This window comes from Kitasatospora sp. NPDC086009, from assembly GCF_044540385.1.
In the GTDB taxonomy this organism is placed as follows: Bacteria; Actinomycetota; Actinomycetes; order Streptomycetales; family Streptomycetaceae; genus Kitasatospora.
Genome location: NZ_JBITSA010000002.1, coordinates 730,607 through 749,707, shown reverse-complemented (window position 1 = coordinate 749,707; position 19,101 = coordinate 730,607). Strand labels below are relative to the sequence as shown.

Genomic DNA, 19,101 nt, shown 5'->3' with positions numbered 1-19,101 from the left:
ACCGGGCTCCCGGCGCCTCAGCCCGGGAGGCCGTCGCGGATCCGGCGGGAGACGGTGACCTGCTGGAGGTCGAGCAGCCCCGGCGGCTCGGCCAGGCCCGGGCCGCCGGCGTGCACCCACTCGGCTATCTCCTCGACCATGTCGTCCGCCAGCACCCAGCCCAGCCAGACCGGGCGGCCGCCGGCCTCGCGGCCCTCGCTGGACGGGCCGACCACCACGACGTTGGAGTGCGCGCACGCGTCCAGGCACTTGACCGCGCGGACCTTGCCCGCTCCACCGACGGCCTCGCGCAGCCGCTCGTACTGGCCCGCGTGGTCGACGCCCGGGTGCTTCTCCTGGGTGCCGCAGCAGCAGCCCCGGCAGACGGTGACGGTCACCGGGGCCGCGGGCCCCTTCCCGCCACCGCGCTCGCGGTCTCGACGGCTCATCGGCTCAGCGCTCCTCGTGGTTCCCGGCCCCGGCGCCCGGGGCTTCCTGGTGGAGGGCCCGCAGCCACGCCCGTTCGCGCAGCAGCCGCAGGCCGTTGAGGCCGACGATCACGGTGGAGCCCTCGTGCCCGGCGACACCGAGCGGCAGTGGCAGCGTACCGGCCAGGTCCCAGACCACCAGGACGGTGATGAACGCCCCGGCGATCGCCAGGTTCTGCACGACCAGCCGGCGGGCCCGCCGGGAGAGCGCCACCACGGCCGCCACCGCGGTCAGTTCGTCGCGCACCACCACCGCGTCCGCGGTCTCCAGGGCGAGGTCGGACCCGGCCCGGCCCATCGCGACGCCGCTGTGCGCGGCGGCCAGCGCGGGGGCGTCGTTGACGCCGTCCCCGACCATCAGCACCCGGTGCCCGCCGTCGGCCAGTTCGCGGACCGCCGCCACCTTGTCCTGGGGCAGCAGCGCGCCCCGGACGTCGGTCAGACCGACCTCCCGGGCGAGGTGCTCGGCGGCGAGCCGGTTGTCGCCGGTGAGCAGCACCGGTGGGCGGCCGGTGAGCGCGGCCAGACCCCGGACGGCGGCCGAGGCCTGCTCGCGCGGGCGGTCGGCGAGGCCGAGCACGCCGACCGGCTCCCCGTCGCGCAGCACCAGGACGGCGGTGCGGCCGGCCGCCTCCAGCTCGGCGACCGCGGGGTGCCCGCGGTACGGACCGGGGGCGCCCACCGCGACCACCGCGCCGCCGACCACGGCCCGCACGCCGATCCCCGGGGTGGCGGTGAAGTCGGTGGCCGAGGGCGGCACCAGGCCGCGCTCGCGGGCGGCGGCGACCACCGCCCGGGCCAGCGGGTGCTCGCTGGGGTGCTCGGCGGCGGCCGCGAGGGAGAGCAGCTCGGCCTCGGTGACGCCCAGCGGGCGCAGCTCGACGACCTTCGGCGTGCCCTCGGTGAGAGTGCCGGTCTTGTCCAGGGCGACGGTGTCCACCTGGCCGAGCCGCTCCATCACCACGGCGGACTTGACCAGCACGCCGTGCCGGCCGGCGTTGGCGATGGCGGAGAGCAGCGGCGGCATGGTGGCCAGCACCACGGCGCACGGCGAGGCGACGATCATGAACGTCATGGCGCGCAGCAGGGTGGCGGTCAGCTCCGCGCCGAGGGCGAGCGGGACGGCGAAGAGCAGCAGGGTGGCGGCCACCAGAGCGGCGGCGTAGCGCTGTTCGACCTTCTCGACGAAGAGCTGGGTGGGCGCCTTGGTCTCGGAGGCCTCCTGCACCATGGCGACGATCCGGGCGATCACGGAGTCGGCGGCGTCCCGTTCGACCCGGATCCGCAGCGCGCCGCCGCCGTTGAGGGTGCCCGCGTACACCTCGTCGCCGGCGGACCGGGCGGCGGGCAGCGGTTCGCCGGTGATGGTGGCCTGGTCGACCTCGCTGCTGCCGTCGAGGACCCGGCCGTCGGCGCCGATCCGCTCGCCAGGGCGGACCAGCACGGTGTCGCCGACGGCGAGTGCGGCGGTGGGGACGGTCTCCTCCCGGCCGTCGGCGGTGAGCCGGCAGGCCGTGGCGGGGGCGAGGTCGAGCAGGCCCCGGACGGAGTCGGCGGTGCGGGCGGTGGCCAGCGCCTCCAGGGCGCCGCTGGTCGCGAAGATCACGATCAGCAGGGCGCCGTCCAGCGGCTGGCCGATGGCCGCGGCGCCGAGGGCGGCGACCACCATCAGCAGGTCGACGTCCAGGGTCCGCTCGCGCAGCGCCCGCAGCCCGGCCAGGGCCGGTTCCCAGCCGCCGGCCAGGTACGCGGCCGCGTACAGCGCCCCGGACGCCCACCCGGGGCCGTCGAGCAACCGCACGGCGAGGGCGGCCAGGAAGGCCGCGGTGGCGGCGGCCGCCCAGCGGGCCTCGGGCAGCGCGAGCACCCGGGTGCGGCGCGGGGGCGCCGTCGCGGGGGCGGTGGGGACCGGCGGTCGGGTGAGCACGGTGGCGGACATGTCCGCCACGATACAGGAACATATGAACACACTTTCATTCGTTCCTGCGTGCCGGGCCCCGCCTGAGCCCCGCCCCGTAGGATGCCCCCATGGGACACGCAGCCGCCGAGAACGCCGTGCCGCAGATGCGCCTGGACGCGTCGAACGCGGCCAAGGTGGCGAACACCCTCCAGGCCCTGGCCACCCCCTCCCGCCTGCTGATACTCGCCCAGCTGCGGGAGGGCCCGCGGGCCGCCACCGAACTCGCCGACGCCGTCGGCATGGAGCAGTCCGCCTGCTCCCACCAGCTCCGCCTGCTGCGCAACCTCGGCCTGGTCGTCGGCGAGCGCCGCGGCCGCTCGGTGGTCTACTCCCTCCACGACGACCACGTCGCCGCACTCCTCGACCACGCCGTCTACCACGTCGACCACCTGCGCCTCGGCGTCACCGACGACCGGTAGGGCTCACTCCGGAGTCCCGCGGCTCAGGGCATCCGCCACTGCTGGTAGGCATTGCCCGGCGTGCAGGCCGTCATGGTGGCCTGCCTGCCCGCGCCGTTGTCGGTCAGGCAGGTCGACCCCATGTAGTCCTTGAGGTAGTAGACGCCCTGGGCGCCCGCGCCGACCACCGACCAGTTGGCCATGAAGCTGAACCCCGGTGAGAGCAGCACCTTCTGACTCGACGTGTTCGAGAAGTCGGTGTCCTGGACGAGGGCCGGCCCGCTCAGGCCGCACGCGTGGATCTCGTACCAGCCGCCCGGGTTCGGGTCCGAGCGCACCCAGCCGTAGGCGGTCGTCCCGCCCACCACGACGGCGCCGCCCGGCGACGGGCCGGCGGCGGCCAGGCCGAGCTTCTGGCCGTCGGCCACGTTGACGATGTCGCCCCACCGGCTGCCGCCACACCCCGCGGGCACGGTCGGCGCCGACGGCTTGGACTCCGGCGGCTTGGGAGCCTCGGGGCTGGGTGCCGGCTGGTTCGGCGCGGGCGCCGACGGGGCGGGCTGTTGGGGTGCGGGGGCCTGCGGCGCGGGCTGGTTCGGCGCGGGAGCCGCCCCACCGCCCCCACCGCTGCCGCTGCCGCCCGTCTTCGGCGAGGTGCCGCCCGACCCACCGGAGGACCCGCCGGCCGACCCCGTACCGCCCGACCCCGTGCCGCCGCCCGGCTTCGGTGCCGCGCCCGGTGCCGGGACCTCCGGCGCGCCGCCGGCGGGCGGCACGGGCGCTCCGCCGGCCTCGGGCTCCGCGGCCGGTGGAGCGCCCGGCGTGGGCTCCGCTCCCGGCGCCGGCGTGGCCGGGAGCTCCCCGGTCGGCGAGGCGGTCGCCGCCGGGCTGTCGGTGAGCGGGCCGGCGGACACCGACACCGCCGGCTGCGCACCGGGCTGTTGCGTCTGCGTCTGCGTGTGGAACGGGCCCCGCTCCACCAGCACGACCGTGGCCGCGCCACCGGTGATGACCACCGGAATGATGACGGGCACCAGGAGGCGGCGCCACCGCCGGCCCGCACCGGGCTCGGCGCCGGTCCGGCGTGCCACCCGGGCGACCTCGGCCGCCGGGGCGCCGGCCACCGGGGTCCCGGGCACGGCGGGTGGGACCGGGCGCACCACCGCGGCGACCGGCGCCGACCTGTCGCCGACCGCCTCCCGTGCCGCGGCCGCCATCGCGGCGGCGTCGGCGAACCGCTCCCCCGGCTGCTTGGCCAGCGCCCGGGCGACGAACTCCCGCACGGCCGGCGCGAACTCACCGGGCAGCTCCGGCGCCGGCTGCTGGACGTGCTTGAGCGCCACCTCGACCACGCTCTCGCCGGTGAACGGCGGCGTGCCGGTCAGCAGTTCGTAGCAGACCACACCGAGCGAGTAGAGGTCCGAGGCCGGCGTGACACCGCCGCCGCCGGCCTGCTCCGGGGCCATGTACAGGGCGGTGCCGACCACCACGTTGGTCGCCGTGAGCGTGGTGCTCACCAGCGCCCGCGCGATGCCGAAGTCCGTCACCGTCACCCGGCCGTCGTCCCCCAGCATCAGGTTGGACGGCTTGACGTCCCGGTGCACGATCTCCTGCTGGTGGGCGGCGTGCAGCGCGTCGAGCGCCCTGGCGAGCAGGCTCAGCGCCCGCTCGGGCGGCATCGGGCCGTCCTCGGCGAGGGCCTTGTCCAGCGGCCGCCCCTCGACGAGCTCCATCACGATGTAGGCGATCCGCTCGCCCTCGGCGCCGTGGCCGGCGTCGCCGCCCTGCTCCCCGTAGTCGTGGACCTCCACGATGCCCGGGTGGCTGATCGCCGCGAGCAGTTGGGCCTCGCGCCGGAACCGCGACGCGAACGTCCCCTCCTCCAGCAGTCCCGCGTGCAGGACCTTGACGGCGACCTGCCGCTCCAGCACCCGGTCGTCGGCGCGCCAGACGGCGCCCATGCCGCCGCCACCGATCCACTCGGTCAGCGCGTACCGACCTCCGAGTACGGTCCCCCGACCATTCATGCCCCGCCCCTTCGCAGTGCCCCGCCCCAACGGGTCGTCACCAACACGGCCTGTGCTGCCACCACTCTCCCCCGCCCGCCGCGCCACCGGTACCGGTCGGACCCGGCCGTTCGGGCCGCGGCGAGCATCAGACGCTACCGGGCAGGGTCGGCACGGCCCCGCCCGGGGCCGGGTGGTGGCCGCCGAACGGCCGTCGAACGGCCGGTGACGGGCGCGTGGGTGCGGGCACCCGGGACCGACCGGCGCAGCCCGGATCCACGCCGGCCGCAGCGCGCTCCCGGGCCAACTCGACGGCGGTCCTGGCACGTTGGGGTGCGACGGACCCGCTTCCGCCCGTTACGCCGTCGCGGCCGCCGCCGCCCGGCCCGCCGTGCGGCCGGAGAAGAGGCAGCCCCCGAGGAAGGTCCCCTCCAGCGACCGGTAGCCGTGCACCCCGCCGCCGCCGAAGCCGGCGGCCTCGCCGGCCGCGTACACGCCCTCCAGCACCTCGCCGCCGGGCCGCAGCACCCGGGCGGAGAGGTCGGTCTCCAGCCCGCCGAGCGACTTGCGGGTCAGGATGCTCAGCCGGACGGCGATCAGCGGGGCGGCCGCCGGGTCGAGGATGCGGTGCGGAGCGGCCGTGCGGATCAGCTTGTCGCCCAGGTAGCGGCGGGCGCCGTGGATGGCGGTGACCTGGAGGTCCTTGGCGAACGGGTTGGCGAGCTGCTGGTCCCGGGCCTCGACGGTGCGGCGCAGCTCGTCCGGGTCGATCAGCGCCTCGCGCGTGCGGGCGTTCATGCCGCGGGCGAGGTCCGCCAGGTTGCCGGCGACCACGAAGTCGGGTCCGTGCCGCAGATGGGCGCGGACCGGGCCGGGGGCGCCGGGCAGCGCGCGGCCGAGCACGCCGCGCACCGAGCGGCCGGTGAGGTCGGGGTTCTGCTCGGAGCCGGAGAGGGTGAACTCCTTCTCGATGATCTTCTGGCTGAGCACGAACCAGGTGTGGTCGTGCCCGGTGGTCCGGAGGTGTTCGAGGGTGCCGAGGGTGTCGAAGCCGGGGAAGAGCGGGACGGGCAGCCGGCGGCCGCGGGCGTCCAGCCAGAGCGAGGACGGGCCGGGCAGGATGCGGATGCCGTGCCGGGCCCAGATCGGGTCCCAGTTCTCGATGCCCTCGGTGTAGTGCCACATCCGGTCGCCGTTGATCAGGTTGCCGCCCGCCTCGCCGGTGATGCCGAGCATCAGGCCGTCGACGTGGGCGGGGACGCCGGAGAGCATCCGCTCGGGCGGGGTGCCGAGCCGGGCGGGCCAGGCCTTGCGGACCAGGTCGTGGTTGCCGCCGATGCCGCCGGAGGTGACGATCACGGCCTGCGCGCGGAGTTCGAAATGGCCGGCGACCTCGCGCGAACTGGCTTCGCCGCGCGCCGCGTTGCTGGGCACCAGCACCTCGCCGGCGACGGTGTCGGTGACCCCGGCGTGCGCGGAGAGGCCGGTGACGCGGTGGCGGAACCGCAGGTCGACCAGGCCGCGTTCGGCGGCGGCCCGGACCCGGCGGACGAAGGGTTCGAGCAGGCCGGGCCCGGTGCCCCAGGTGATGTGGAAGCGGGGGACGGAGTTGCCGGGTCCGTCGGCCAGCAGCCCGCCGCGCTCGGCCCAGCCGACGACCGGGAAGAACCGCACGCCCTGGGCGCGCAGCCAGGCCCGCTTCTCCCCCGCCGCGAAGTCGACGTAGGCCTCGGCCCAGCGGCGCGGCCAGGCGTCCTCGGCGCGGTCGAAGCCGGCGGTGCCCTGCCAGTCCTGGAGGGCGAGCGCGTGCGAGTCGCGGATCCGCATCCGGCGCTGCTCGGGCGAGTCGACCAGGAAGAGACCGCCGAAGGACCAGTGCGCCTGCCCGCCGAAGGAGGCCGCGGGCTCCTGGTCGAGCAGGATCACCCGCCGTCCGGCGTCGGCGAGTTCGGCGGTCGCGGCGAGGCCCGCGAGACCGGCTCCGATGACGATGACATCGGCGTCCAGGGCCATGCGCTCTCCTCCATCAGTGGTCCGGCGGTGCGGCCGGTGGTCCTGCGGTGCGGCGTTCGGGCGGTGCGGCGTGCGCCCGATACTGCGGCCTGCGGCGGGGCGCGTCAACCGGTGAGTAACAAGCTGCGGCCGCAATTCCGCTCCGGGGCGTTTCGGAAATACCTCCGATACACGGTGGAGCGTTATTCCGAAATGCTTCTGACGGGTTTTCGGGAATTTCCGCGCCGGGCATGGACGCATTCGAAACCTGGCGGTAACTTACCTGTCAGTAGTAAAGCTGTGGCCCGGCTGGCGCGACCCCCCACTCGTTCTCTCTCCCCCAGGAGGAACCCGTGCTCAGCCCTGCCCGGAAACGCCGTACGACCCGGACTTCCCGGAAGCCCGCCCTGCTCGCCGCCGCCGCACTGGGCGCGGCCCTCGCCCTGACCTCCACCAGCGCGCAGGCCGCCACGCCCGCCCCCCGCCACTACGTCGCCCTCGGCGACTCCTACGCCGCCGGCGCCGGGGTGCCCGGCCAGTCGGCCGGCCTGTGCCTGCGCTCCGACCGCAACTACGGCCACCTGGTGGCGGCCGCCCTCAAGGCCACCGCCTACACCGACGTCACCTGCGCCGCCGCCAAGGTGAAGGCGATGACGCAGCCCCAGTACGACGCGTTCATCCGGGTCAACGACCCGCAGTTGGACGCCGTCACCGCCGACACCGACCTGGTGACCCTCGGCATCGGCGGCAACGACCTCGGCGCCACCGACCTCGGGCTCGGCGAACTGGTCGGGGTCTGCATCGCCGGCGCGGCGGTCAACCCGCTGGGCACGCCCTGCAAGGACGTCTTCCACCACGGCTACTGGGACTGGTCCAGCTGGTCCTGGCAGTACGGCAACGACGACCTGGCCGACCGGATCGCCGCCGCCCGGCCGCAGATCGCCGACTCCCTGAAGCGCATCCACGCCAAGGCCCCCGGCGCCAGGGTCCTGCTGGTGGGCTACCCGTCCGTGCTGCCGGCCGACGGCTCCGCGTGCTTCCTGCGCCAGCCCGTCACGGCGGGGGACGTCGAGTACATGTACGGCGTGCTCGGCCGGTTGAACGCCATGCTCAGGTCCACCGCGGCCGCGGGCGGCGCCACCTACGTGGACACCGCCACCCCGACCGTCGGCCACGACGTCTGCTCGGACGACCGCTGGATCGAGGGCGCGCTGCCGGGCTCCCCGGCCGTCCCGTTCCACCCCAACGCCACCGGCGAGAAGGTGATGGCGGACGCCGTGCTCGCCGCCCTGAAGTAGCCGCGGGCGCGGGCGGGAACCCCGAGGGGGCGGTGACCGGACTCCGGTCACCGCCCCCTCGGTCGTGCCGCGGGCCCTACGGCTTGATGCGGACCACCTGCGGGTCGTGGTCGCTCGCCTGGACGGCGAACTCGCTGTTGATGTGCACCACGTCGTACTTGGCGTACCCGACCTCGGGGCTGACCAGGACGTGGTCCAGCACCTGCGAGTTGCCCTGGTAGACGTAGGAGTACTGCTCCTTCTCCGGCAGCTCGTTCACCAGGTCGCGCAGCACGCCGTCCTTGGTCAGCGCGGCCAGCGCGGGCGAGAACTGGTAGTCGTTGAAGTCACCGAGCGAGACCACCTTGGCCTCCTTGTCGGCGGCCAGCAGCTTGGCGACGAAGGCCTGCTCGACCGTGGCCTGCTTGAGGCGCTGCACCTCGGAGCTGCGGGCCGGGGCCTGGAAGCGGCTGTCGATGCCCTGGTCGCCGCCCTTGCTGTTGAAGTGGTTGGCGATGACGAAGACCTTCTTGCCGCGGAAGGAGAACTGGCCCACCAGCGGCTTGCGGCTGTTCACCCAGGCCTCGTCGGCCGGAGCGATCCGGCCGGGCGAGGCGGTCAGCGCGGTGGCCGCGCCGGTGCCGGCCACGTCCACCGCGGCGGTGGCGCTGCCGCCGGCGATGTCGGTGAAGGAGACCCGCTGCGGGTTGAAGAGGAAGACCTGGCGGATGTTGCCGCCGGGCTCGCCGCCGTCCTTGCCGTCCTCCGGGTCGATCGAGCGCCAGTCGTACGCCGGACCGCCGGCCGCCTTGATGGCGGCGACGAACTTGGCGACGGTCTGGCTCGCGTCCACCGTGCCGTCGCTCTTGGCGCCGTTGTTGTCCTGGATCTCCTCCAGGGCGAGGACGTCGGGCGAGCGCAGGTTGGTGACCACGGCCTGCGCCAGCTCGGCGAACTTGGCGTCCGGGTTGCCGGGCGCCAGGTTCTCCACGTTGTAGGTGGCGATGGTCAGCTCGCGGTCGGCCGGCTGCGCGGTCACCTCGCGGGCCAGGTGGTTGTCCTGGAGCGCGCCGAGGGCACCGGCGACCAGGGTGTAACCGCCGAAGCCGTTGTAGTCCAGCGGGCCGTCGGTGGTGCCGGTCAGCACGTCGCCGACGTTGGCGACCGGGAACGGCTGCTGGGCGGCCGGCGCCTGCTGCTGCACCATCAGGCGGCCGACGTTCGGCTCCTCGTACGACTCGTACAGCACGCCGCCGCGCCGGCTCTTCTGGTCCTGCTTGTCGGCCGCGACCCAGAGCTCGTTGTACTTGTCGGTCGCCTGGATCACCCGGACGTCCTTGACCTGGACGCGCATGCCCTCCAGCGACTCGTAGAAGTCCAGGGTGTACTTCTCCGGCTGGAGCGGCAGGGACTCGACGGTGCCGCCGGCCGGGGCCTGCGGGGTGTAGGTGCCGGGGATGTTGCGGGTGTCGACCTCGACCGCGGCCGGCAGCGGGTTGCCCGAGGAGAGCACGGTGACGGCCGGGCCGCTGAGCTGGGTGAGCGACTGCGAGCCGCCGTTGAAGTTCGGGTAGTACTCCGTCACCTTGCCGGTGACCAGCACCGAGTCGCCGACCTTGACGGTCGGGTTGGCGCTGCCGGTGTAGACGAAGACGCCCTCGCTGGTGGCCGGGTCGGCGTCCGGGTTCGGGTCCTGGATCCAGAAGCCCTTGGAGCCGTAGCCGCGCACGCCGGTGACGATGCCGGGCACGCCCGCGACCGTCTTGCCGGTCCGGCTCGACAGCCGGGTGGTGCCCTGGATGTCGTGGATCCGGACGGTGCCCGGCTCGGTCGGACCGGTCGGGGTGGAGCCCTCGGCGACCTCGCCCTTGCTGTTGGTCGGGCTCGGGGCGCCGGCGGCGAGGTCCGCCGCGTTGTCGTCGGTGTCCGCGAGGCCCGCCTTGCGGGCCACCGAGGCGGTGTTGGAGGCGCCGGCGGCGGCGGCCGCGCCCTCGTGGACGACGGCGGCGCCGAAGCCGACCAGGTCCCGCACGCGCGGGTCGGCGGCGCAGTCGGCGGCGGTCCTGCAGGTCAGCGGGTCGGTGCCGCGGACCAGCGCGACGGTGCCGCTGGTGCCCGACAGGGCCAGCGAGCCGGCCGCGTCCGGGGTGGGCAGGTCGACCGTGCCGGCCGCGCCGGCCGCCTCGGCGACCAGGTAGCGGGTGCCGGGGGCGATCGCACCGGTCAGCGGGGTGACGCCCCACTGGGAGTTCGCGCCGGGCGTGCCGGATATGTACTGCACGCTCCAGCCGTCCAGGCCGAAGGCGGCGCCGCCCTTGTTGGCCAGCTCGATGAAGTCGTTCTTCAGCGTGGCACCCGAGTTGCCACCGCCGCCGTACACCTCGGCGATCACCGCGTCGGCCGAGGGCGCGGCCACCGCGGCCGGCAGCGGGACGAGCACCAGCGAGACGGCCAGGCCGGCCGGAAGGAGGGTCGCGCGGAGCAGGGTGCGGCGCGACCGCGGGCGGGAAGCGGGGGAGGTGGTCACCTGGACGGGACTCCTTGGTTCGTCGTGGCGCGCAGCGGCACGGCAACGGGGGTGGCACGAGTGGCCCGGCAGTCGTGGGGCTGCCGGGACGTGAGGGTGGGTCAGACGGGCGCGAGTGCGCTACCCGCGTAGAGGCGCGGGCCCGGGGATCCTGGACGGCCCCCCGCAGCGCCTTAAGATACGCGCGTAGAAAATGACGCGACAAGACCTCGGCGGTGAACAATCGAGACCGTCGGCGAGATCACACCCGAAGCTGTGACGCGCGCGACAGGTTGGGCGCCCGGCGGGGTCCCGCCGCCGCCCTGACGGTCACTCCCGGGGCCGAGGGGATGCCGCTCCCGCCACCACCGGGCCGCCCGGGCCGACGGGCCACCCCGGCAGCCCGTCACGGTGGGGCCGACCGCCGCGACCGCGACCGCCGCTAGAGCCAGCCGCGCTGAGCGGCCTTCAGGCCCGCCTCGAACCGGCTGCCCGCGTCCAGCCGCTCCATCAGCGCGGCCATCTGCCGGCGCACCGTCCGCACCGAGACCCCGAGCCGCTTGGCCGCCGCGTCGTCGGTGAGCCCCGTGGAGAGCAGCCGCAGCAGCTCCCGCTCACCGGCGCTCAGGCCCGTGCCGGCATCCTCGGCCCGGTGGGTGCCGAGCGGGACGGCCGTCTCCCAGGTCTGCTCGAAGAGCGCGACCAGCGAGGCGACGATGCCCGGCTCCTCGGTGCACAGGGCGCCGAGCCGGGTGTTCTCCGGGTCGATCGGCACCACGGCGGTGGAGCGGTCGAAGACCAGCATCCGGGGCGGCAGCACCGGCGCGGTGCGCACCCGCCCGCCGAGACCGGTCATCCACTGCGCGTACCCGAGGGTCTCCGGGTCGTTGCGGACGCTGTCCTGGTAGATGGTGCGCAGGCTCACCCCGCGCACCAGGGCGTCCTCGTCCAGCGGCCGGGAGGCGGCCAGGCTGGCCGCGGACTGCGCGCCGCCGGGCATCACCGCGAGGCACTCGGAGGTCAGCCGGGCCGTCAGCACCTCCAGCTTGGCCTGGATGGCGTCCAGGCCGACCAGCCGCTCGCCGCCGTCCACCAGGGTGCTGGCGCGCAGCGTCGCGTACTCGGCCACCGCCCGCGCCACGGCCGCCTTGGAGACGGCCAGCTCCTGCTGGCGCCGGGCGAGGTCCTCCTCCTGACGGCGCAGCAGGAGCTCCAGTCCGCGTTCCGGGCTGACCGGCCAGAACGCCCCGGGGCGGTCCCGCGAGGCGCGCAGCAGGGTGAGGTCGGCGAGCCGGTCGAGTGCCTCCCGGACGGCGCGTTCGGGCAGCCGGAGCCGCTGGCACAGCTCGACCACGCCACCCTCGGGGTCGGCCAGCATCTCGCGGTAGACGGCCTCCGCGGTGGTGTCGAGGCCCAGCAGTTCCAGCACTTCAATGACCCCTGCTCGTCGCAATGGGATTATCGGGCGATCTGCGGCTCGATCCTTGCGCCGTGGCACCGGCCTCACAAGGCATGATCCGGTCAAGCGACTCGGGTGTACGCCGGTCCCCGGCGGGGAACCACGCCGACAGCCCCGCCGGAACGGTACCGGGGGTGTCGCCCGAGGGGCACCGGCAGCGGCCCTGGCGAGCGGCACCGCCACCGCGCCCACGGCCCCGCCGGCGGACCGGCCGACGGGGGCGGGCCGGCCGGTGGGCGCATCCGCGGGGATTTCGCCAGGAGGTTGCAGCTTGCTGCCTGGCCTGTTGCTGCCCGCCGCCGCCCCTCCCGCCCGGGGGCCGCCACCGGGGAGGATTCCCCGTGCGTGCACCCTCCCCCGCGCTCCAACGCCCCGCGCTCGCACACCTCCCCCGCGCTCTGCCCCTTCGCGCCCTGAACCACTGTGCCCAGAACAGGAACCGCCGTGCCCAAGACCGTCCGGCTGCTCGCCGCCGCCGCCCTCGCACTCTCCCTCGCCGGCGTCTCCGCGCCCGCCTTCGCCGCCCAGCCGGCCGCCGTCACCGCCGGCGTGGCCGCCGACACCGGCATCGGCTGGGACCACCCGCTGCCCGCGGCGATCGGCTGGGACACCACCCCCACCGGGAACCCGGGCATCGGCTGGGACTGACCCTTCGGTGTTCCCCGTCCACCTGACCCTCCTGGACGTCTCCGCCGCGCCGACGGGCGAGGCGGGGGCCGCCGACGTCCAGGCAGCTGTGTGGGGGTGCGCGGGGCCGGGCGACGGTCTGGAGCACGTGCGCGCCTGCGCCGTCCCGGGGGGTGTGGGACTGGTGCTGTACGTCCGCGCGCCGGACCAGGGCGTGGCCGAGCTGCGGGCGCTGTCCCTGCTCGACCGCACCCTGGCGGCCGGCCCGACCGGCCGCTTCGCGCCCGCGATGCCCTGACGGCACCGCCGGCGCCGCTTTCCGGCCTTCCGTAGGGGTTTCCACCGATCCCCATCCCTCGGAAATTTGGCCGATTTCGAGCGCTCGCCGCTCCGCCCGGGTGCCCGGCACCCGCGCTCCGTCCCCCGGGGCGGGTCGGCCGGCCGGTCCGGGCGGGCTGCGAGCGAGCGCCGGGCAGGCTCCGGGCGGGCTCCGAGCGGAGCCGGGACGATGCGGACGGACACAGCCGGACAGACAGACGGACGGACGGACCGAACGACGAAACGGCGGGCCGGTCCGGGGGAGAACCCCGGACCGGCCCGCCGTTCGCGCGCTCCGGGCGGCCGGCGCCGCCCGCCCACCCGTGGAGCCCCGCCGCTACTCGGCCTTCTCCGCCGCGCTCGCCAGGCCCGCCGACCACTTCTCCTCGACCCGGCCGAGCTTCCAGTAGGCGATCGCCGCCGCCCAGGTGAGCACGAAGAGGCCGACGATGGCGTAGCCGACGAAGTTGAGGTCCAGCTCACCGATCCAGGCGACCGGCCCGCTGGTGATGTCCAGCTTCTCGCCGAGCAGCCCGATCAGCTCGATCGAGCCGATGACCAGCGCGACCAGGACGGAGAGACCGGTGACGGTCAGGTTGTAGTAGATCTTGCGGACGGGCTTCGAGAACGCCCACTCGTAGGCGAAGTTCATGAACGAGCCGTCGATGGTGTCCAGCAGGCTCATCCCCGCCGCGAACAGCACCGGCAGCACCAGCAGCGCGTACCAGGGCAGCTGGAACGCGGCCGCGCCGCCCGCCAGGACCAGCAGCGAGACCTCGGTCGCGGTGTCGAAGCCGAGGCCGAACAGCAGGCCGACCGGGTACATGTGCCAGGGCTTGGTGACGGCCCTGGTCACCCGGCCCAGGATGCGGTTCATGAAGCCGCGCTTGTCGAGCTGCTGCTCCAGCTCGGCCTCGTCGAACTCGCCCTCGCGCATCTTGCGGAAGACCTTGAGGATGCCGTTGAAGGCGCCGAGGTTGATCAGGCCGATGAGCAGCAGGAACGTCCCGGAGACGGAGACGCCGATCAGGCCGGTCGTGTCGTGCAGGGTGGAGTCGTCGGACTCGACCTGGCCGGCCAGCGACTGGATGCCGAAGGCGAGCAGCGCGCAGAGGCCGAAGACGATCGAGGAGTGCCCCAGCGAGAACCAGAAGCCGACCGAGAGCGGTCGCTTGCCCTGGCCCATCAGCTTGCGGGTGGTGTTGTCGATGGCCGCGATGTGGTCCGCGTCGAAGGCGTGCCGCATGCCGAGGGTGTAGGCGGTGAGGCCCATCCCGGCGCCGAACACCTGCCCGCCGACGTCGTAGTGCTCGGGTGCGATGACCGCGAGGAGGGTGAACCAGCCGATCACGTGCAGCGCGAGGATGAAGCCGCCCATGCCGGCCAGGCGGATCCACTCCTCACGGGTGAGCCGGTCGCGCCATCTGACGGCGGTGGCACCTGCGGCGGGGCTGGACATCGTGTCGTCCTTTCGGGGGAGCGGGCGGAGCTGGGCCATCTTTCCCTCGGCGAGGAAGTACTTGCAAGTCATACGCAAGTACTGGTCCGGGGCGGTCGGGACGTGACGGCGCGCGGAGAGCGCATTCCGGAAGCGCTCCGGTCCTCCCAAAGATCGCCATGTACCGTACAAATACCCGTAACCTCCGGAGGCTTTCACCGGACGGACCGCACGCGGATACTCGGATCTACGCGCGAATACTCGGGCGCCGACACCTCAACTCCCCACGGAGGAACGGCACATGATCCGCATGAGCACGGCTGCCGCCCTGGTCGCCCCGGCCCTCCTCGCGGCCGGCCTCTCCGGCCTGGCCCCCACCGCCTCGGCCTCCCCCACCGCCCGCACCGCGGCCGGCCTCGCACCCACCCCCACCGCGGCCACCGCCGCCGCCCCCCACCGGGTGCTGTTCGACAACACCAAGGCCGAGACCGCCGGCAACGCCGACTGGATCATCTCCACCAGCCAGCCCGACCCGCTGGCCCAGAACGCCAGCCCCAGCACCGAGAAGAGCTGGACGGGCGCGCTCTCCGCCTGGGGCGTCGCCCTGCAGAAGACCGGCCAGTACAGCCTCAAGACCCTCCCGGCCGGCTCCACCATCAGCTACGGCACCGGGGCCGCGCTCGACCTCGCCAACTTCGACACCTTCGTGGTGCCCGAGCCGAACGTCCGCTTCAGCGCCGCCGAGAAGGCCGCCCTGATCCGCTTCGTGCAGAACGGCGGCGGGCTCTTCCTGATCTCCGACCACAACCAGAGCGACCGCAACAACGACGGCTGGGACTCCCCCGCCGTCATCAACGACCTGCTCACCAACAACGGGGTGGACAACAACGACCCCTTCGGCTTCAGCGTCGACGTCAAGAACATCTCCACCGACAACCCGCGCGCCGTCAACGACCCCGCCGACCCCGTCCTGCACGGCGCCTTCGGCCCCGTCACCGGCTCGATCCTGCGGTCCGGCACCACCTTCACCCTGAAGCCCGCCGACAACCCCTCCGTCAAGGGCCTGCTCTACCGGACCGGCTACAGCGGCACCACCGGCGCCTTCTTCGTCACCAGCGGCTACGGCAGCGGCCGGGTCGCGATCTGGGGCGACAGCTCCCCGGCCGACGACGGCACCGGGCAGTCCGGCAACACCCTCTTCAACGGCTGGAACGACCCGGCCGGCACCAACGCCGCCCTCGCCCTCAACGCCACCGCCTGGCTCAGCAAGGCCTGACGCCCCCGTCGCGCCCCGCCGGGGCCCGCTCACCAGGACAGTGCCGGCATCCTCCCCCAGGGTCGGACTGCTGACGCCTGCGGCGCGGGCGGGCTCCGGCCCGCCCCGCACCGTGGCCCGCCGAGCGGGCCCCCCTCCACCGGGGCCCCGCCGATCCGGGACTCGATGGGAGCGGCCATGCCCTCGTACTCCTACCGCACCGTCCGCGTCCCGCTCCCCGACGGCACCGAGTTGTACGCGCGGCTCTGGCGCCCGGTGACCGACGACCCCGTCCCCGTGGTGCTGGAGTACTCCGGCGGGCGCCTCACCGACTGGACGGCCGCCGACGACGCCCGCCGCCACCCCTGGTACGCCGGCCACGGCTACGCCGCCGTCCGGGTCGACGCCCGCGGCCGCGGCAACTCCGGCGGCCGGCCCGACGACGGCGCCGGCGAGCAGGACCTCACCGACGGCGCCGACCTGCTGCGCCGGCTCGCCGCCGAACCCTGGTGCACCCCCACCCACTTCCTCACCCGCACCCAGCTCACCGCCCTCGAAGCAGGCGACATCGTCTTCACCCGCGAGTGGCAGCAGCAGATCCCCCGCACCGCACCGTGACCCACCCCACGGGGCGGACATCCGAGCTACTGTGGATGTCATGACTGCGGCCTACGAAGAGGTGCCCTTCAGCGAGCTGCTCCACCGGCCCGCCGCCACCACCAGCAGACTCGACGCGGTCCGGGCGCTGAGACTGCGCCGCCGGGACGCCGGGGACCTCGCCCTGATGCGCGTCGACCAGCTGGAGCAGGACGCCACCGTCGTCGGCTTCACCGCACGCCTGCTGACCGGCCTGGTGCGGACGGAGAACATCACCGCCCTGCGCGCGGCCCTCCCCGAGGCCCTGCCCTGGGTGACCTTCCTTCCCGACGAGGATGTGGACACGCTCCTCGGCGAGCTGGTCGACATCGCGCGCGGCGCGGTCGCCCTGGACAACCTCGCCCCGATCGCCCTCCTGCTCACCCAGTGGCGCCACACCGCGGAGGTCTACGCGGATCCCGCCCTGCACGCCCTCCTCACCCGCGAGCCGGAGGGCGACCTCGGCCCCGTCCGCACCCCGGCGGGAACCGAGTGAGCCCGAAGCGCGGCGACCGGGCGGCAGCGCCCCCGGTCGATGGCGAGTACGATCTCCGCTTCGCCAACTCCGAGGCGGCCGAGGGCTGGGAGCTCTTGTCCCGACAGGCTCCCGGAAATCTGCGGCGCGCCTTCGAGAGAATCCGCGCGGCCCCACGGGCCGGCGATCAGCCCCACCGTCAGCACCGCCTCAAGGGAGCGCTCGGAAGCGGCGACTTCAAGGGCGAGCAACTCGAACGCTGGCAGTACGAAGTCACCGGCGGCGGACGCATCTGGTACCTCGTCGACGTGGCCGCTCGAACGGCCTGGATCACGTATGCCGGCTCCGGCCACCCCAGGGCGACCGACTGAGGGCCACCGCCGGGCCGGCCACCACTGGTGGCCCGCGCCGCCGGCCCCGGTGCGGCGGCGGCGCGGGGGCGGGGGTCAGGACCGCCAGGCGGGGGCGGTGACGATCGCCTTCAGCTGGTCGAGGCTCAGCGCGGGGGTGCCGGGCCGGGCGGTGTAGCCGTTCTCGCCGTTCTGCTCGTAGAGCGACACCTGGCGGCCGTCCGGGTAGTACACCGCGGCCGCCCAGTGCAGGACCGGATCGACGGCGGTCTTGCCGTTCCCGAACCGGTTGACCACCACCAGCGTCCCGTCGGCCAGGATCTCGCGGACCTCCAGCGGGGTCGGCGGACCGGACAGCGCCAACTCGCGGTCCTCCCGCCCCCGCGCGCTGGGCGGCCCCGTGTGCACCGTCAGTAGGCTGGTCCGCTCCTCGGCGGTCACCAGGAGGTTGGCACTGTCCCCGCCCGGCACCGGGGTCTGCGTGGTACCCGGCGGCAGCAGTGGCACCAGCCGGGCGAGCAGGTCGGCCGCCGACGGGGTCGGGTCGCCGGTCGGCGTGGCCGACGGGCCGGGCGGCACCGGCGGGTTGGCCCGGGCCGGCAGCGCGTCGACGACCCGCTGCCAGGCCGGCGAGGTCACCAGCGCGCGCAACTGCTCGGCGTCCAGCGGCGGTTCCTCCCGATTCGCCGCGGCGGGCTGGCCGTTGTGCTCGATGATCCGGATCCGGCGGCCGTCCGGCGCCGCCCAGGTCGCGCGCCACTCCCGTTGGGCCGGGTCGGTCTGGTCCCGGAACTTGTCGATCACCAGCACCGACCCGTCGGGACCGTCGGTCCGCTCGCAGGAGTCCTGCGGCGTGCTGAACGGATCCATGCAGACGGCGCCCGCCCCGGGGGCCAGCTCGGTGCGGTCGACGGTGTAGGAGATCATGCTGGCCCCCTTGCCGTCGTCGAAGAGGAACGTCCCGTCGGTCCGGTAGATGTCACCGTTGCCGCCGGCCACACCGGGCGTTCCCGCGTACATCACCTCGACCGAACCCGGCGGCAGCAGCCCGGAAACCAGCCGCGTCACCTCCTCCGAGGTCATCGGTGCCACCGGCACCGCGGGCAGGGCCGCGTGCGGTCCCCCGGCGCCCACCAGGAAGCCCCCGGTGGCCAGGAGCAGCACCGCCAGGCCACCGGCCACCAGCGCCCGCCGCCGGTTGCGCCACCGCCGGCCGCGCCGCTCCGCCCCGGCGGTGAGCGCGTGCAGCGCCGGCGCCGGTGCCAGGGCGGCCGCGCCGCGCAGCGCGCGGGCGAAGTCGGCCCCGAGGGCGTCTGTGAGCCCGCCCTCGAACTCGTCGTCAACTGGCATGGCGGACCCTCGCCTTCTCGGTAGTGGAGCCCGGCTCGCCCGGCCCCGGGCGGACGGCGGCGAAGTCGTCGCCGAGTCTGTCGCGCAGCCGGGCGAGCGCCCGACTGCTCCGGGAGCGCACGGCCGTACTGCTCAGGCGCAGTGCCGCCGCCGTCTCCTCGATGCTGCGGTCCTCCCAGAACCGCAGGACCAACACGGCCCGGTCCGGGGCGGACAGCTCCCCGAGCGCCCGCAGCAGCGTCAGCCGCAGCGCCGGATCCGGGTCGTCGACGGCGATCTCGGGGAAGGTGTCCACCACCCGCTCGGAGCTGCTGCGCCGGCGCCGGTGCGAGAGGAAGGTGTTGACCAGCACGGTCTGCGCGTAGCCGCTCGGGTTGTCGAGCCTGGCTATCCTGCGCCATTTCACGAAGATCCGGCCGAGCGCCTCCTGGACGAGGTCCTCGGCCAGGTGCGCGTCACCGCCGGTCAGCAGGAAGGCGGTGCGCAACAGCTGCCGCCCGCGTGAGGCGACGAAGTCCGGGAACTCGGACGGCGCCCCGTCGACCGGGGCATCCGCACTCGGTTTTTGGTCCATGCCCTTCTAACGC

Annotated in this window: 16 protein-coding genes and 1 pseudogene; 8 read left to right on the top strand and 9 right to left on the bottom strand. The window is 74.5% G+C overall.

Annotated features, from left to right (window positions below):
• Positions 1-17 precede the first annotated feature (17 nt).
• Together ACIF6L_RS08995 and ACIF6L_RS08990 are read right to left on the bottom strand one after the other, a co-directional pair.
• Positions 18-428: a (2Fe-2S) ferredoxin domain-containing protein gene (locus ACIF6L_RS08995; RefSeq protein ID WP_396486780.1), complete on the bottom strand. Its 411-nt coding sequence runs from the start codon at positions 426-428 to the stop codon at positions 18-20.
• Positions 429-432: 4 nt separating this feature from the next.
• A complete protein-coding gene (locus ACIF6L_RS08990; RefSeq protein ID WP_396486781.1) occupies positions 433-2,406 on the bottom strand; it encodes a heavy metal translocating P-type ATPase in 1,974 nt (657 codons plus the stop codon).
• A gap of 89 nt (positions 2,407-2,495) precedes the next feature.
• On the opposite strand from ACIF6L_RS08990, the gene ACIF6L_RS08985 reads away from it, so the two are divergent.
• Positions 2,496-2,846: a metalloregulator ArsR/SmtB family transcription factor gene (locus ACIF6L_RS08985; protein ID WP_329487104.1), complete on the top strand. Its 351-nt coding sequence runs from the start codon at positions 2,496-2,498 to the stop codon at positions 2,844-2,846.
• Positions 2,847-2,869: 23 nt separating this feature from the next.
• Here ACIF6L_RS08985 and ACIF6L_RS08980 read toward each other — a convergent pair whose 3' ends face one another.
• Together ACIF6L_RS08980 and ACIF6L_RS08975 are read right to left on the bottom strand one after the other, a co-directional pair.
• Positions 2,870-4,852: a protein kinase gene (locus ACIF6L_RS08980; protein ID WP_396486782.1), complete on the bottom strand. Its 1,983-nt coding sequence runs from the start codon at positions 4,850-4,852 to the stop codon at positions 2,870-2,872.
• 336 nt (positions 4,853-5,188) lie between these two features.
• Positions 5,189-6,844, bottom strand: coding sequence for an FAD-binding dehydrogenase (locus ACIF6L_RS08975; protein WP_396486783.1), 1,656 nt, complete (start codon positions 6,842-6,844; stop codon positions 5,189-5,191).
• A 332-nt stretch (positions 6,845-7,176) separates the two neighbouring features.
• On the opposite strand from ACIF6L_RS08975, the gene ACIF6L_RS08970 reads away from it, so the two are divergent.
• The gene (locus tag ACIF6L_RS08970; RefSeq protein WP_396486784.1) at positions 7,177-8,121 is read left to right on the top strand and encodes an SGNH/GDSL hydrolase family protein; all 945 of its coding nucleotides are present in this window, start codon (positions 7,177-7,179) and stop codon (positions 8,119-8,121) included.
• Between the two features lie 76 nt (positions 8,122-8,197).
• Here the strand turns inward: ACIF6L_RS08970 and ACIF6L_RS08965 are convergent, their stop codons facing one another.
• Together ACIF6L_RS08965 and ACIF6L_RS08960 are read right to left on the bottom strand one after the other, a co-directional pair.
• Positions 8,198-10,627 carry a lamin tail domain-containing protein gene (locus tag ACIF6L_RS08965; protein ID WP_396486785.1) on the bottom strand — a complete coding sequence of 810 codons (2,430 nt, stop codon included), beginning with the start codon at positions 10,625-10,627 and terminating at the stop codon, positions 8,198-8,200.
• A gap of 421 nt (positions 10,628-11,048) precedes the next feature.
• Complete coding sequence (locus ACIF6L_RS08960; RefSeq protein WP_329487108.1) at positions 11,049-12,035, bottom strand: helix-turn-helix transcriptional regulator; 987 nt, start codon at positions 12,033-12,035, stop codon at positions 11,049-11,051.
• A 474-nt stretch (positions 12,036-12,509) separates the two neighbouring features.
• Between ACIF6L_RS08960 and ACIF6L_RS08955 the strand changes: the two genes are divergently transcribed.
• Both ACIF6L_RS08955 and ACIF6L_RS08950 read left to right on the top strand, forming a co-directional pair.
• Entirely contained in the window at positions 12,510-12,713 is a 204-nt protein-coding gene (locus tag ACIF6L_RS08955; protein WP_329487109.1) for a hypothetical protein, read from the top strand.
• A gap of 7 nt (positions 12,714-12,720) precedes the next feature.
• On the top strand, positions 12,721-12,990 hold the full coding sequence (locus tag ACIF6L_RS08950) for a hypothetical protein (RefSeq protein ID WP_329487110.1): 270 nt from the start codon (positions 12,721-12,723) through the stop codon (positions 12,988-12,990).
• Between the two features lie 357 nt (positions 12,991-13,347).
• Here the strand turns inward: ACIF6L_RS08950 and ACIF6L_RS08945 are convergent, their stop codons facing one another.
• Positions 13,348-14,469 carry a HoxN/HupN/NixA family nickel/cobalt transporter gene (locus ACIF6L_RS08945; RefSeq protein WP_329492064.1) on the bottom strand — a complete coding sequence of 374 codons (1,122 nt, stop codon included), beginning with the start codon at positions 14,467-14,469 and terminating at the stop codon, positions 13,348-13,350.
• A 280-nt stretch (positions 14,470-14,749) separates the two neighbouring features.
• Between ACIF6L_RS08945 and ACIF6L_RS08940 the strand changes: the two genes are divergently transcribed.
• From ACIF6L_RS08940 to ACIF6L_RS08925, 4 genes and pseudogenes are all read left to right on the top strand, one after another.
• The gene (locus ACIF6L_RS08940; protein WP_396486786.1) at positions 14,750-15,724 is read left to right on the top strand and encodes a hydrolase; all 975 of its coding nucleotides are present in this window, start codon (positions 14,750-14,752) and stop codon (positions 15,722-15,724) included.
• Positions 15,725-15,889: 165 nt separating this feature from the next.
• A pseudogene (locus ACIF6L_RS08935) lies at positions 15,890-16,216 on the top strand (CocE/NonD family hydrolase); the annotation flags it as partial.
• Positions 16,217-16,361: 145 nt separating this feature from the next.
• Entirely contained in the window at positions 16,362-16,835 is a 474-nt protein-coding gene (locus ACIF6L_RS08930; protein ID WP_396486787.1) for a hypothetical protein, read from the top strand.
• Entirely contained in the window at positions 16,832-17,185 is a 354-nt protein-coding gene (locus ACIF6L_RS08925) for a hypothetical protein (protein ID WP_396486788.1), read from the top strand. Before ACIF6L_RS08930 ends, ACIF6L_RS08925 begins: the two co-directional genes overlap by 4 nt.
• A gap of 75 nt (positions 17,186-17,260) precedes the next feature.
• Here ACIF6L_RS08925 and ACIF6L_RS08920 read toward each other — a convergent pair whose 3' ends face one another.
• Both ACIF6L_RS08920 and ACIF6L_RS08915 read right to left on the bottom strand, forming a co-directional pair.
• Positions 17,261-18,514 carry a hypothetical protein gene (locus tag ACIF6L_RS08920; RefSeq protein WP_396486789.1) on the bottom strand — a complete coding sequence of 418 codons (1,254 nt, stop codon included), beginning with the start codon at positions 18,512-18,514 and terminating at the stop codon, positions 17,261-17,263.
• A complete protein-coding gene (locus ACIF6L_RS08915; RefSeq protein WP_396486790.1) occupies positions 18,504-19,088 on the bottom strand; it encodes a SigE family RNA polymerase sigma factor in 585 nt (194 codons plus the stop codon). Before ACIF6L_RS08915 ends, ACIF6L_RS08920 begins: the two co-directional genes overlap by 11 nt.
• Positions 19,089-19,101: the final 13 nt, after the last annotated feature.

Bases quoted from the DNA above. Each gene is read 5' to 3' on its own strand.
- ACIF6L_RS08995 (WP_396486780.1), bottom strand. From the start codon at position 428: ATGAGCCGTCGAGACCGCGAGCGCGGTGGCGGGAAGGGGCCCGCGGCC.
- ACIF6L_RS08990 (WP_396486781.1), bottom strand. From the start codon at position 2,406: ATGTCCGCCACCGTGCTCACCCGACCGCCGGTCCCCACCGCCCCCGCG.
- ACIF6L_RS08985 (WP_329487104.1), top strand. From the start codon at position 2,496: ATGGGACACGCAGCCGCCGAGAACGCCGTGCCGCAGATGCGCCTGGAC.
- ACIF6L_RS08980 (WP_396486782.1), bottom strand. From the start codon at position 4,852: ATGAATGGTCGGGGGACCGTACTCGGAGGTCGGTACGCGCTGACCGAG.
- ACIF6L_RS08975 (WP_396486783.1), bottom strand. From the start codon at position 6,844: ATGGCCCTGGACGCCGATGTCATCGTCATCGGAGCCGGTCTCGCGGGC.
- ACIF6L_RS08945 (WP_329492064.1), bottom strand. From the start codon at position 14,469: ATGTCCAGCCCCGCCGCAGGTGCCACCGCCGTCAGATGGCGCGACCGG.
- ACIF6L_RS08940 (WP_396486786.1), top strand. From the start codon at position 14,750: ATGATCCGCATGAGCACGGCTGCCGCCCTGGTCGCCCCGGCCCTCCTC.
- ACIF6L_RS08930 (WP_396486787.1), top strand. From the start codon at position 16,362: ATGACTGCGGCCTACGAAGAGGTGCCCTTCAGCGAGCTGCTCCACCGG.
- ACIF6L_RS08920 (WP_396486789.1), bottom strand. From the start codon at position 18,514: ATGCCAGTTGACGACGAGTTCGAGGGCGGGCTCACAGACGCCCTCGGG.
- ACIF6L_RS08915 (WP_396486790.1), bottom strand. From the start codon at position 19,088: ATGGACCAAAAACCGAGTGCGGATGCCCCGGTCGACGGGGCGCCGTCC.